Here is an 11,783-nt window from a genome sequence, read left to right as displayed (position 1 = left end):
GACGTGTTCACGCGCTGGTTCGTGTCTAGAAGGCGGCGCGTCGGATGACAACATGACCCTTCGCCGGGTACCCGGACCATGGCGGAGCGCGAACGTGATGCGGAGATGGTGCGGATGAGCGGTCTGATGATGCGGAGCCTGGTTTTGGCGGCGGCAATGCTCGCAAATCTCGGCTCAGGCTCGGCTGTTCTCGCCCAGGACATGACGGCCGGTTCGGTGACCGGGCTGCCGATCCCGCGCTATGTCAGTCTGAAGTCGGACCGGGTCAATCTGCGCGAAGGTCCCTCCAAGGAGCATCGCACGAGCTGGGTGTTCCAGCGTGCCGGTCTGCCCGTCGAGATCACCGCCGAATTCGAGACCTGGCGCCGCGTGCGCGATGCCGACGGCTCGGAGGGCTGGGTGCTGCACAGCCTGCTCTCGGGGCGGCGCACGGCCCTTGTCGCCCCTTGGTCGAAGGTCAAGGACGAGGTCTTCACGCTCCATGCGAACGCCGACGCCGGATCGGCCGTGACCGCCCGTCTGCAGCCGGGCGTGATCGTCAATGTGGTGAACTGCGCCAATTCCTGGTGCCGCGTCGGCGTCGCCAAGATGAACGGCTATATCAAGCAGGAGCGTCTCTGGGGGGTCTACCCGAACGAGAAGGTCGACTGATCCCCGTTTCGCGCTACATCCTGGCGAGACGCATGATCGGCGAGCCGCCCGCATCCAGCAGGACGAGCTTGTCCTGGCGCTGGTCGATGCGCCAGCCGCGAGCGGCTTCCAGCGCTGCGAAGAACTTGCTTTCCTGATTCATCGCAGCCGGCGTGCAGGCCATGCGCGTGGAGGCGAGCGGGCCGAAGGCGATCTGGGACCCGCTGATCGTCGCGCTGCCGCTCATGCGGTTGCAGCCGCCCGTGCCACTCACCTTGCCGTCCGCCGCGAGCTCAAGCACCGATTGCAGCCGGTCCATCACGCCGTCGCTGCGAATATCCTCGGCGAGCCAGCGCCCGACCGGCGTGGCGGGTCGCGGCGCTTCCGCCTGGTCGCGGGCGACATGTTCGACCCGGATCGTCGTGTCGTTGCGGCCGCCGTCGAAGACGGTGTGGCGGGTCGTGTTGATGAACAGCAGGCGCTCGCCGTCGGTGATGCGCGCCTGCAGGGCATAGGTCCGGCGCGGCTCGATCAGCGCGCGGTCGAAACGCAGCGTGTAACGGATCGGATTGCGGCGCGCCCGAAGGCGTGTCTCGGCAATCGTCTTGGCGGGCGCGTCGGCCAGCGAGACATCGAGCAGGCGGACCTCGACGATTGCCGTCCGTGGCAGTGCGATGCGCTCGCGGAAGATGACCGTCCCGCGTAATGCCATCGGCGCGGCGATCGCGCTTCCGGCGGGAGTGACCAGCGCCAGGGCCACGAGGCCGGTCAGACTGCGGCGGGAGATCAGGGCCTTGCTCGGCTCATTGGTCACGCATGGTCTCCTCGCGACGCGACAATGCCCGCGCCGAGGGCGCGCAGCATAGGCATCCTGTGAGTGAAGGCTGGACGCGTTGCGTCAGCCGGCGATCTTGCGCAGACGCACGACGACATCGACGCGAGCGATTTCGTAACCTGTTGGAGGCTCCGGCAGTGCCGCGACGTCGACCGCCGAGGCTGGAATATCGATCACCGTATTCTCGCCATCGACCACGAAATGATGGTGGTCGCTATTGTCTGTGTCGAAAAAGGTCTTGGCGCCGTCGATCGCGAGCTCGCGCAGCAGGCCGGCCTGGGTAAACTGGTGCAGCGTATTGTAGACGGTCGCAAGCGACACCGGCACGCGCGCCTTCATCGCTTCCTCATAGAGCATCTCGGCGTTGACGTGCCGGTCGCCCTTGGCGAACAGCAGCCAACCAAGCGAAACGCGCTGCCGTGTCGGACGAAGCCCGACGCGGCGCAGCCGCTGGCGTACGTCATGGAACGGACAGCCCTGCCGATCGCTCGATCCGTAGCCCTGGTTCTGGGAGATCAGATCGCTCATGCGCAGGCTTGGTCCTTCTGGTTTGCAGTGATCGGCGTGCCGCGATGATGCGGCGCCTAGTTTAGATGAGATGTAAGGCCTTGCTTTCGCGCTCGCAAGCTTCCGCCAGCCTCCTGACAGGATTCGGGTGCCTCTCCACGCATGATCGCGGCTGATGGTTCGGAGGCTGCCATGTCCGAGACCGCACATCTCTGGCTCTTCTTCAGTCTGGTTTTCGGTATCGTCATCGTGCCGGGCATGGATATGGCTTTCGTGCTGGCGAACGCGCTCGCCGGCGGGCGCCGCTCTGGCCTCTATGCGACGGCGGGAGTGATCGCGGCTGGCATCTGCCATGTCGTGGTGGGTGTCCTGGGCGTGAGTGCGGTGCTTCGGCTCGTGCCGATGGCCTTCGACGTCATGCTGCTGCTGGGCTCGGCCTATATCGCCTGGATCGGCCTTGCATTGCTGCGCGGAGGCGCATCCTTCGCGCCGGTCCTGGAGACGCGGCGTCGCAATGGCTGGACAGCGTTCCGGCAGGGGGCCTTGACCAATCTGCTGAATCCGAAGGCCTATCTCTTCATGCTGGCCGTCTTCCCGCAGTTCCTGAGACCGGAGGCGGGCGCGATCTGGTTGCAGGCCGCGATCCTGAGCCTGATCATCGCCGGGACGCAGTTTGCGGTCTACGGCTCGCTCGCACTCGCTGCGGCAGGCAGCCGCACCGTGCTTGCGGGCAACCGCCAGGCAACCATGCTGGTTGGTCGTGCGGTCGGTGCGTTGCTTGTTCTGGTGGCCGCCATGACGGCCTCGCAAGGCTTGCGCAGCCTGTGATCGCCGATCTTTCGGGCGGAAGACCCGGGTTGCGCCCTTTCGTTTCGGCGCAGGCCCGTGTTACGCACGGCTCCGAGAGCACATGACCATCGCCAATGCCGGATAGGGCTTGGCCAAACGGTCGATACGGAGCGGGGCAGTATGGAGCGTCAGTCGTCATTCAGCTACGAGGAGATCCTCAGCTGCGGTCGCGGGGAACTTTTCGGACCCGGTAATGCGCAGTTGCCGCTGCCGCCGATGCTGATGTTCGACCGCATCACCGAGATCGCCGAGAATGGTGGTCCTCATGGCAAGGGCTTCGTGCGCGCCGAATTCGATGTCCGGCCGGATCTTTGGTTCTTCGATTGCCATTTCAAGGGCGACCCGGTGATGCCGGGCTGCCTCGGGCTCGATGCGCTCTGGCAGCTCACCGGCTTCTTCCTCGGCTGGCTCGGGCTGCCGGGCCGGGGCAGGGCACTTGGCGTCGGCGAGGTGAAATTCGCGGACCAGGTCCTGCCCAGCGTCAAGCAGGTCGTCTACGGCGTCGAATTCAAGCGGGTCTTCAAGTCCAAGCTTGTGCTCGGCATCGCCGACGGCTGGCTGGAGGCCGATGGCAAGCGAATCTATACGGTCTCAGATATGCGCGTTGGCTTGTTCAAGCCTGAAGGCGCCTGAGTAAAACCGCGCACCGGCCTTGCGCTCGCCGTCTGAGCGGTCCATCTGCGCGTGATTGAGAAGATAGACCGGACCTCCGCGAGGTCCGGTCCGTGACGAGAAAGCCGGAGAAACGAGCATGAGACGCGTTGTGGTCACAGGGATGGGCATTGTCTCGTCCATCGGCAACAATACGCAGGAAGTGCTGTCCTCGCTGCACGAGGCCAAATCCGGCATCGCCTTCATGCCAGAATTTGCGGAGCATGGTTTCCGCAGCCGCGTCGGCGGTGCTCCGACACTCGACGCCGCCAGCGTGGTCGACCGTCGCGCCATGCGCTTCCATGGCGGCGGTTCCGCCTGGAACCATGTTGCCATGGAGCAGGCGATTGCGGATGCCGGCCTCGAGGCCGGCGAGATCAGCCATGAGCGGACCGGCATCGTCATGGGCTCGGGCGGTCCCTCGACCCGCGCCCTGATCGACGCCTATGACAAGGCCCGCGAAAGCGGATCGTCCAAGAAGGTCGGCCCGTTTGCGGTGCCCAAGGGCATGTCCTCGACCGCGTCGGCTACGCTTGCGACCTGGTTCAAGATCAAGGGCGTGAACTACTCGATCTCCTCGGCCTGCGCGACGTCGAACCACTGCATCGGCAACGCCTATGAGCTGATCCAGTGGGGCAAGCAGGATGTGATCTTCGCTGGTGGCTGCGAGGAACTGGACTGGACGCTCTCCGTCCTGTTCGACGCCATGGGCGCCATGTCGACCAATTTCAACGAGACGCCGTCACGGGCGTCGCGCGCCTATGACGTCAGGCGCGACGGCTTCGTCATCGCCGGCGGGGCCGGCGTGGTGGTGCTTGAGGAACTGGAACACGCCAAGGCGCGCGGCGCACGCATCTATGGCGAGATCGTCGGCTATGGCGCGACGTCGGACGGTTACGACATGGTGGCCCCCTCCGGTGAGGGCGCGGTGCGCTGCATGAGGATGGCTCTGCAGGGCGTGAAGGCCAAGGTCGACTACATCAACCCTCACGGCACCTCGACCCCGGTCGGCGATGCCAAGGAGATCGAGGCGATCCGCGAGGTCTTCGGCGCCGGCGAGAAGAGCCCGCCGATCTCGGCGACAAAGTCGCTGACCGGCCATTCGCTGGGTGCGACCGGCGTTCAGGAGGCGATCTATTCGCTCCTGATGCTCAACAACGATTTCATTTGCGAAAGCGCCCATATCGAGGAGCTCGATCCCGCCTTTGCCGACATGCCGATCGTGCGCAAGCGCATCGACAATGCCGGCCTTGGTTGCGTGCTCTCGAATTCCTTCGGCTTCGGCGGAACGAATGCGACCATCGTGATGAAGCGGCTGGAGGTCTGAGCCTCCATGCTGTTCATGGTCATCGAGCATTTCGACCAGGCGCGGGTGAAGGACATCTATCGTCGCTTCCACGAGCGTGGCCGCATGATGCCCGATGGCCTGCGCTATGTGGACAGCTGGATCCAGGCAGACCTGGCGCGTTGCTTCCAGGTGATGGAATGCGACGATGTCGCGGTGCTGCAGGAATGGGTGCTGGAATGGAGCGATCTCGCGCGCTTCGAGATCGTGCCGCTGGCATCATCCAAGGCGACGGCCGCAGCCATCGCCAAGCATCTGTAGCAAGAGCCGAGCCTACCCGCCTGATCCAGTCTTACTTCCTGTTGCTTAAGTACCCTTCCAAGACCCGAATAGAGTCATCCCATGCTCCCCTTGATGCATAACAAGCGCGGCCTCGTCATGGGCGTCGCCAACCAGAATTCCATCGCCTGGGGCATTGCGCGGACCCTCCACGCCCATGGCGCCGAGATGGCCTTCACCTATCAGGGCGAAGCGCTCGGCAAGCGCGTGAAGCCGCTGGCGGAGAGCATCGGATCGAAGCTGGTCCTGCCTTGCGATGTCGAGGATATCGCAAGCGTCGATGGCGCCTTCGCTGCGATCGACGAGGCCTGGGGTGGGGATCCCGAGCGCAACACGCTCGATTTCATCGTTCACGCCATCGGCTTCTCCGACAAGAACGAGCTCAAGGGCCTCTATGCCGACACCAGCCGCGAGAATTTCTCGCGCACCATGGTGATCTCCTGCTTCTCCTTCACGGAAGCCGCCAAGCGCGCCGCCGAGCGCATGCCCAGAGGCGGCAGCATGATCACGCTGACCTATGGCGGATCGACGCGGGTGATGCCGAACTACAATGTGATGGGTGTGGCCAAAGCGGCGCTCGAGGCGAGCATGCGCTATCTCGCCGCCGATTTCGGTCCGCGCGGCATCCGCGTCAACGCACTCTCGCCCGGGCCGGTGCGCACGCTTGCCGGCGCCGGCATTTCGGATGCGCGCGCCATGTATTCATGGCAGCGGGCCAATTCGCCCTTGCGCAAGTCGGTGACGCTCGAGGAGATCGGTGGCTCGGCGTTGTACTACCTCTCGGATCTGTCGGGCGGCGTGACCGGCGACGTTCATCATGTCGATGCCGGCTATCACGTCACCTCGATGCCGGTGCTCGAAGGTTTGCGCGCGGCTGATAGCGGTAACGGCGAGTAGCCGAAGCCGATTTGGGTCTTCATCATCGGGCCGGCTCGGACTATCTTCGAGGCGGTGGAACCCGAGGGGCGTCCGGCGGTTCCGCTTGTGATCCTCGGAGGACGGCCATGGTCATGGTGAAGTACGAGATCGTCGAGCACGATGGCGGCTGGGCCTACAAGGTCGGCGGTGCGCTATCCGAGACCTTCCGGTCGCATGACGCCGCGCTCAAGGCGGCCAACAAGGCCGCTGCCCGCCAGAAGCGACCAGGCGTCACCGACGGCATCGTCTATCAGGATGCCCGGGGTGATTGGCACGAGGAGCTCGCGCAGGGCAGCGATCGGCCCCATACCTGGATCGTCGACAAGCCGTGACGAAGCTCGGCCACTTCATCTGCGCGGCCTAGGTCACCGGACCGGATATTGTATCCGGTCCGGTGACCTAGCCTCTTGTGCTTGCATCGGCTTTTCCCGAAAACCGCAATCCACTTTTTGGGCCGATGCTCTAGCTGCGCCGGCGCGAGTGCCCTTGGGAGCATCCGAACCGGCACCCCGAGCGCGACAGTGCGTTTCGACACCAGCCTGCAATGCACCGGCAATCCCCAGGTCGACCTTGAGCCTGAGCCGCCAGCCTTCGGCGCGGCATAGGATACCCAAGGTCCCGAATGACTGTTTCAGTGATCCCGCCGATCGATGCTGTGGCGCAGGCGGTGCCGGCGGCCAGCGAGTTTCGCGAGCCGCCACGCGAAGCCTGGTACTGCGCCAAGAGCAAGGGACGACTTGCTCCCGGCGCCCGCGAGAGCGTGACGATCCTTGGCGAACAGATTGTGATCGGTCGCAGGCGCAGCGGTGAAGTCTTCGCTTTGCGTGATCGTTGCCCGCATCGGGGCGCGCCGCTATCGCAAGGACAATTCGACGGGGTGGCTCTCACATGTCCCTTCCATGGCTGGCGCTTCGGCACGGACGGACAGTGCCTGGCAATGCCGACCCTGGTTCATGATGATGCGACGGATCGCGGACAGGTCAGGGTCCAGGGCTTTCCGGTGCGAGAGGCGGACGGCATCATCTGGGTCTATCTGGGCTCGCAGCCGGCCGAGGCCCCGCCGGTTCCCGAGCTGATGCTGCAGCGCGTACCGCGGTGCCGCGTCGCCGTATCCGTGCTGGTCGAGGCCTCCTACGATCTATGCGTGCTCAGCCTGATCGATCCTGGCCATGTCGGCTACGTCCATAATTCCTGGTGGTGGCGGCCAACCGCGACGGCGCGGGAGAAGACCAAGGACTTCGCCCCTCTGCCATTTGGCTTCCGGATGACGGCCCATACGGCGGCGGCGAACTCCAGGGGCTATCGGTTGCTCGGCCGGCCGCAGACCGAAGTGGATTTCCTGTTGCCGGGACAACGGATCGAGCGGATCACCGTGGGCAACCGTACCATCGTGAACGCGACCTTCGCGACGCCGATCGATGCGAAGCGGACGCTGCTGACGAATGTGCTGCTCTCCGACCTGCCGCAACTGGTGCCACTGGGCCTGCCGATCCGCTGGGCCGCCCGGGCCTTTCTGCGTCAGGACCAGGATATCCTGGAACTTGCCCAGCAGGGTCTCGAGCGCAAGCCGACAATGCTGCTGATGGGTCAGGCCGACCGGCTGGCGCAATGGTATTTCCGGCTGAAGCGTGACTATGCCGCGGCCCGGCGCACGGGCGTGGCATTTCAGAACACGCTGGCACCCGAGCGTTTGCGCTGGCGCACCTGACGCTGTTGCAAGCCTGGTTGATCAGGGCCGGGACGCTCGGCCCGGCCGCTGACTGATCAAGACTATCGGCACCTCGCTCTGATCGGGCTCAGCCAGCCTGATCGGTTTCGCGCGCGACCGAGCCGTTCTCTTTCATCGCGCGGTCCGGTCCGCGCTGCAGCGGTGAACGCCGCAGCGCGTGAGGGACAAGCCCGATCAGAGACCGAGCTTCTTCTTGCGCTGGCCGAGTGTCCGCAGGCGCAGCGCGTTCAGGCGGATGAAGCCCGCCGCGTCGCGGTGATCATAGGCGACTGCGCCTTCCTCGAAGGTCACCAGATCCTGGTCGTAGAGCGAATAGGGGCTGGAGCGGCCGACAACGTGGACGCCGCCCTTGTACAGCTTCAGGCGAACCTGGCCGGCGACGAATTCCTGGCTCTTGTCGATCAGCGCCTGCAGCATCTCGCGCTCGGGCGAGAACCAGAAGCCATTATAGATCAGCTCCGCATATTTCGGCATGATCTCGTCCTTGAGATGGGCCGCGCCACGGTCGAGCGTGATCGACTCGATCGCCCGGTGCGCCGCGTGCAGGATCGTGCCGCCGGGCGTCTCATACATGCCGCGCGACTTCATGCCGACGAAGCGGTTCTCGACGAGATCGAGGCGGCCGATGCCGTTGTCGCGGCCGAGATCGTTCAATTTCGCCAGGAGCGTGGCGGGCGAAAGCGAGACGCCGTCGATGGCGACCGCATCACCCTTGGCGAAGTCGATGGTGATATAGGTCGGCTTGTCCGGCGCATCCTCGGGCGAGATCGTGCGCGAGTAGACGTAATCCGGCACTTCCTGCGCCGGGTCCTCCAGCACCTTTCCTTCCGAGGAGGCGTGCAACAGGTTGGCGTCGACCGAGAAGGGCGCTTCGCCGCGCTTGTCCTTGGCGATCGGGATCTGGTGCTGTTCGGCGAAGGCGATGAGCTGCTCGCGCGAACGCAGATCCCATTCGCGCCAGGGCGCGATCACCACGACATCGGGCTTCAGCGCATAGGCGGTGAGTTCGAAGCGGACCTGGTCGTTGCCCTTGCCGGTCGCGCCATGGGAGATGGCATCGGCGCCGACCCTCTCGGCGATCTCGATCAGCTTCTTGCCGATCAGCGGACGAGCGATCGAGGTGCCGAGCAGGTAGACGCCTTCATAGGCGGCATTGGCCCGGAACATCGGGAAGACGTAGTCGCGGACGAATTCCTCGCGCAGGTCCTCGATATGGATGTTCTCGGGCTTGATGCCGAGCAGCAGCGCCTTCTGGCGAGCGGGCTCCAGCTCCTCGCCCTGGCCGAGATCGGCGGTGAAGGTCACCACCTCGCATTCATAGGTGGTTTGCAGCCATTTCAGGATGATCGAGGTGTCAAGGCCGCCGGAATAGGCGAGCACGACCTTCTTCACGCGCTTGTCGGACATCGATGATCTTCCTGCTCTGACGGCATGTTTCCATGCCGGGGACGCTTCGACTGTGGATGGCCCTGTTTTCGGCTCAATGGCGCACTATCGCAGCCCTCGGGACGACGCAATCGGAACCTTCTGATCGATCAAACGTCATCCCGTGATGGGTCGGTATCAACGATGCCGATTGTGCAACACGCGTCCTGCGTGCTTGCAGTCGCGCCGCGACAGGTCGAAGCTTCCCGAGCGCGACTCAAACCGATGACCGACCTGGAGGCTGAATGCCGAATCGTCCCGTCCTCGACTTCTGGTACGAGTTCGCGTCACCCTATTCCTTTCTGAGTGCCTTGCGGGCTGAAGCCGTGGCAGACGAAGCGGGAGTGGCGCTGCGTTGGCGGCCCTTCCTGCTTGGGCCGATCTTTGCCGGCCAGGGCTGGACGACGTCGCCTTTCAATCTGTTCCCGAACAAGGGCCGCTATATGTGGCGCGATCTCGAGCGCCAGACCGCCCGTGCCGGCATCAAGCTTGTCCGGCCCAACCCGTTTCCACAGAATTCCCTCGTCGCGGCGCGCGTCGCGCTCGCAGGGCGCGAGGCAGGCTGGATGCCCGCCTTCTCGAAGGCGCTGTTCAGGGCTGCGTTCTGCGAGGGACGAAACATTGCCGAGGAAGCCGTACTGGTCGCGGCCCTGAAGGAGGCTGGCGCGGATCCCGGCTCCGCGTTCTCGGCCTCGCGCAGTGAGGAGGTCAAGGGCAGGCTGAAGGCCGAGACCGAACTCGCGAAATCGCTCGGGATCTTCGGCGCTCCGGCCTTCGTCACTGGCGATGGCGAATTGTTCTGGGGAGATGATCGGCTGGGGGAGGCCCTCCGCTGGGCCCGGGATGGGTGTTAGATCATGGGGCCGGATCCTGTATCCGGTCCGGTGAACCAACCTTCTGTGTGTGCACCGGCTTTCCCAAAGGACTGCAATCCACTCTTCGGACCGATGCCTTGAGCACGAGGCTGCCGCGGGTCAGTCCTGCGGCCTGGCGCCCCACGGACCGCGCGCCGTCCCGACCATGGTCGGCAGATCCTGACGCTCTGACATCCTGGGCGGATGCGGCGGCATCGCCGGCATCCGGCCGCCTGCCGTCTCGACGAGTGCCTGCACGCGTTTGGTGATCGAGGGATGTGTCGAGAACAGGTCGGCGAAATCGTCGGGGTCGTTCTCGAAGCACATGTCCATGACGCCCGACGGCACTCCGTCGATATCGGCGCGCCCGGCGATCTTGAGCAGCGCGGAGATCATCGCGTCCGGATTCTTGGTCAGTTCGACCGCCCCGGCATCGGCCAGATACTCGCGCGAACGCGACAGAGACAGGCGGATCACCACGGCGAGCAGCCAGGAGATCGCGATGATGGCGACGCCGAGCAGGATGGCGACGCCGCTGCCCTTCTTGTCATCGTTGGAGGAAACCCGCACGCGCCCGACGCTGCGGAAGATGATCTCGCCGATGAGCGAGATCACGCCTGCGATCACCACCGCGATGATCATCATTCGGACGTCGCCATTGCGGATATGGGTCAGCTCATGCGCAAGAACGGCCTCGATCTCATCATCCGTGAGGGTCCGGATCAGGCCGGTCGTGACCGTGACGGTGAACTGCTTGTCGTTGACGCCGCTGGCGAAGGCATTGAGGGCTTCGCTTTCAACGATCGAGAGCTTGGGCACGGTGAGCCCCCGCGAGATGCAGAGGTTTTCCAGCATCCGGTAGAGCTTGGGGTTCTGTTCCCGCGTCACGTCTTTGGCGCCGGTGACCGCGCCGATCAGTCCGACATTGATCTTGAAGCCGATGAAGACCCAGGCGGTGGCCGCGAGCGTGATGAACGGAAACCAGGACCAGAACAGGTGGATCGTCGCTGAATAGACGCTCTGTCCGCGCGCGACCCCACCATAGCCATAGGCAATCAGGATCAGGCCGTAGCTTGTCAGATAGACCAGCAGGAACAGCCCGGCGATCAGGAAACCCGACCGGATCCGGTTGTTGCGCATATGGGTATAGAGCCCGAAGGCCTGACCCGGCATGGCGCCGCTCCGTTGCCGTTCTTGAGCCGGTCAGAACTTCACAGTGGGGGCGACATCGAGCTGCGCGCGTGCCTGCTCGCCGACATCGAAGAACTCCCGCGGGGTGAAACCCATCTGCGGCGCGAAGAACACGGCCGGAAAAGCCTGGATCGCAGCGTTGAACTCGCCGACGGCGTTATTGAAGAAGCGCCGCGCCGCCGCGAGCTTGTCCTCGACATTGCTGAGTTCGCTCTGGAGCTGCTGGAAATTGGCGCTTGCCTTGAGGTCGGGATAGGCCTCGGAAAGAGCGAGCAGGCGGCCCAGCGCGCCGGAGAGCTGCTGTTCCGCGGCTGCCTGGGCTTGCGGGCCTTGGGCCGACAGGGCCGCGTTGCGTGCCTTGACGACCGCGTCGAAGGTCTCGCGCTCATGCGAGGCGTAACCCTTCACGGTCTCGACAAGGTTCGGGATCAGATCGTGGCGCTGCTTCAGCTGGACGTCGATATCGGCGAAGGCCTGGTTGACCCGCTGCCGCATCGCAACGAGCCCGTTATAGGTCATGACAAGATAGATGGCAGCGGCCGCAAGGAGCCCGAGAACGATCCAGCCCAT

14 protein-coding genes are annotated in these 11,783 nt (G+C 64.4%); 9 read left to right on the top strand and 5 right to left on the bottom strand.

Translation table 11 applies throughout. The features are described 5' to 3' along the window. Positions 1–105: 105 nt before the first annotated feature. Positions 106–651, top strand: a complete 546-nt coding sequence (locus AB4118_RS13740) for an SH3 domain-containing protein (RefSeq protein WP_441479940.1) — start codon at positions 106–108, stop codon at positions 649–651. Between the two features lie 13 nt (positions 652–664). On the opposite strand, the gene AB4118_RS13735 is transcribed toward AB4118_RS13740, so the two are convergent. Together AB4118_RS13735 and irrA are read right to left on the bottom strand one after the other, a co-directional pair. Then, positions 665–1,444: a YbaY family lipoprotein gene (locus AB4118_RS13735; protein ID WP_441490243.1), complete on the bottom strand. Its 780-nt coding sequence runs from the start codon at positions 1,442–1,444 to the stop codon at positions 665–667. An 84-nt stretch (positions 1,445–1,528) separates the two neighbouring features. Further along, positions 1,529–1,993, bottom strand: a complete 465-nt coding sequence (gene irrA, locus AB4118_RS13730; protein ID WP_069877765.1) for an iron response transcriptional regulator IrrA — start codon at positions 1,991–1,993, stop codon at positions 1,529–1,531. 171 nt (positions 1,994–2,164) lie between these two features. Here irrA and AB4118_RS13725 point away from each other — a divergent pair, with 171 nt between their 5' ends. The 7 genes from AB4118_RS13725 (at position 2,165) to AB4118_RS13695 (ending at position 7,722) form a co-directional block, all read left to right on the top strand. Beyond that, positions 2,165–2,800 (top strand): LysE family translocator, encoded by a 636-nt coding sequence (locus tag AB4118_RS13725; protein WP_441490242.1) that lies wholly within the window; start codon positions 2,165–2,167, stop codon positions 2,798–2,800. 141 nt (positions 2,801–2,941) lie between these two features. Continuing rightward, positions 2,942–3,454: a 3-hydroxyacyl-[acyl-carrier-protein] dehydratase FabA gene (gene fabA / locus AB4118_RS13720; RefSeq protein WP_043231524.1), complete on the top strand. Its 513-nt coding sequence runs from the start codon at positions 2,942–2,944 to the stop codon at positions 3,452–3,454. 118 nt (positions 3,455–3,572) lie between these two features. After that, complete coding sequence (fabB, locus tag AB4118_RS13715) at positions 3,573–4,799, top strand: beta-ketoacyl-ACP synthase I (protein WP_441490241.1); 1,227 nt, start codon at positions 3,573–3,575, stop codon at positions 4,797–4,799. Positions 4,800–4,805: 6 nt separating this feature from the next. Further along, positions 4,806–5,078 carry a DUF3303 domain-containing protein gene (locus tag AB4118_RS13710; RefSeq protein ID WP_069877763.1) on the top strand — a complete coding sequence of 91 codons (273 nt, stop codon included), beginning with the start codon at positions 4,806–4,808 and terminating at the stop codon, positions 5,076–5,078. Positions 5,079–5,159: 81 nt separating this feature from the next. Then, a complete protein-coding gene (gene fabI, locus AB4118_RS13705; protein ID WP_069877762.1) occupies positions 5,160–5,993 on the top strand; it encodes an enoyl-ACP reductase FabI in 834 nt (277 codons plus the stop codon). 107 nt (positions 5,994–6,100) lie between these two features. Then, positions 6,101–6,346 (top strand): DUF2188 domain-containing protein, encoded by a 246-nt coding sequence (locus tag AB4118_RS13700; RefSeq protein WP_069877761.1) that lies wholly within the window; start codon positions 6,101–6,103, stop codon positions 6,344–6,346. Positions 6,347–6,636: 290 nt separating this feature from the next. Continuing rightward, entirely contained in the window at positions 6,637–7,722 is a 1,086-nt protein-coding gene (locus AB4118_RS13695) for a Rieske 2Fe-2S domain-containing protein (protein WP_441490240.1), read from the top strand. Between the two features lie 195 nt (positions 7,723–7,917). On the opposite strand, the gene AB4118_RS13690 is transcribed toward AB4118_RS13695, so the two are convergent. Next, entirely contained in the window at positions 7,918–9,150 is a 1,233-nt protein-coding gene (locus AB4118_RS13690; RefSeq protein ID WP_069877759.1) for an argininosuccinate synthase, read from the bottom strand. A 263-nt stretch (positions 9,151–9,413) separates the two neighbouring features. On the opposite strand from AB4118_RS13690, the gene AB4118_RS13685 reads away from it, so the two are divergent. After that, positions 9,414–10,022: a 2-hydroxychromene-2-carboxylate isomerase gene (locus AB4118_RS13685; protein WP_441490239.1), complete on the top strand. Its 609-nt coding sequence runs from the start codon at positions 9,414–9,416 to the stop codon at positions 10,020–10,022. A 120-nt stretch (positions 10,023–10,142) separates the two neighbouring features. Here AB4118_RS13685 and AB4118_RS13680 read toward each other — a convergent pair whose 3' ends face one another. Together AB4118_RS13680 and AB4118_RS13675 are read right to left on the bottom strand one after the other, a co-directional pair. Beyond that, positions 10,143–11,195: a M48 family metallopeptidase gene (locus tag AB4118_RS13680; RefSeq protein WP_441490238.1), complete on the bottom strand. Its 1,053-nt coding sequence runs from the start codon at positions 11,193–11,195 to the stop codon at positions 10,143–10,145. Positions 11,196–11,225: 30 nt separating this feature from the next. Then, on the bottom strand, positions 11,226–11,783 hold the full coding sequence (locus tag AB4118_RS13675; protein ID WP_069882216.1) for a LemA family protein: 558 nt from the start codon (positions 11,781–11,783) through the stop codon (positions 11,226–11,228).

Source organism: Allobosea sp. 2RAB26, from assembly GCF_052115465.1.
GTDB lineage: Bacteria > Pseudomonadota > Alphaproteobacteria > Rhizobiales > Beijerinckiaceae > Allobosea.
Note: the sequence above shows the minus strand (reverse complement) of the source record. Positions and strands in the feature narration are given on the sequence as shown.

Coding starts and splice junctions, on each gene's coding strand:
- AB4118_RS13740 (WP_441479940.1), top strand. CDS start 106: ATGGTGCGGATGAGCGGTCTGATGATGCGGAGCCTGGTTTTGGCGGCG.
- irrA (WP_069877765.1), bottom strand. CDS start 1,993: ATGAGCGATCTGATCTCCCAGAACCAGGGCTACGGATCGAGCGATCGG.
- AB4118_RS13725 (WP_441490242.1), top strand. CDS start 2,165: ATGTCCGAGACCGCACATCTCTGGCTCTTCTTCAGTCTGGTTTTCGGT.
- fabA (WP_043231524.1), top strand. CDS start 2,942: ATGGAGCGTCAGTCGTCATTCAGCTACGAGGAGATCCTCAGCTGCGGT.
- fabB (WP_441490241.1), top strand. CDS start 3,573: ATGAGACGCGTTGTGGTCACAGGGATGGGCATTGTCTCGTCCATCGGC.
- AB4118_RS13710 (WP_069877763.1), top strand. CDS start 4,806: ATGCTGTTCATGGTCATCGAGCATTTCGACCAGGCGCGGGTGAAGGAC.
- fabI (WP_069877762.1), top strand. CDS start 5,160: ATGCTCCCCTTGATGCATAACAAGCGCGGCCTCGTCATGGGCGTCGCC.
- AB4118_RS13700 (WP_069877761.1), top strand. CDS start 6,101: ATGGTCATGGTGAAGTACGAGATCGTCGAGCACGATGGCGGCTGGGCC.
- AB4118_RS13695 (WP_441490240.1), top strand. CDS start 6,637: ATGACTGTTTCAGTGATCCCGCCGATCGATGCTGTGGCGCAGGCGGTG.
- AB4118_RS13690 (WP_069877759.1), bottom strand. CDS start 9,150: ATGTCCGACAAGCGCGTGAAGAAGGTCGTGCTCGCCTATTCCGGCGGC.
- AB4118_RS13685 (WP_441490239.1), top strand. CDS start 9,414: ATGCCGAATCGTCCCGTCCTCGACTTCTGGTACGAGTTCGCGTCACCC.
- AB4118_RS13680 (WP_441490238.1), bottom strand. CDS start 11,195: ATGCCGGGTCAGGCCTTCGGGCTCTATACCCATATGCGCAACAACCGG.
- AB4118_RS13675 (WP_069882216.1), bottom strand. CDS start 11,783: ATGGGCTGGATCGTTCTCGGGCTCCTTGCGGCCGCTGCCATCTATCTT.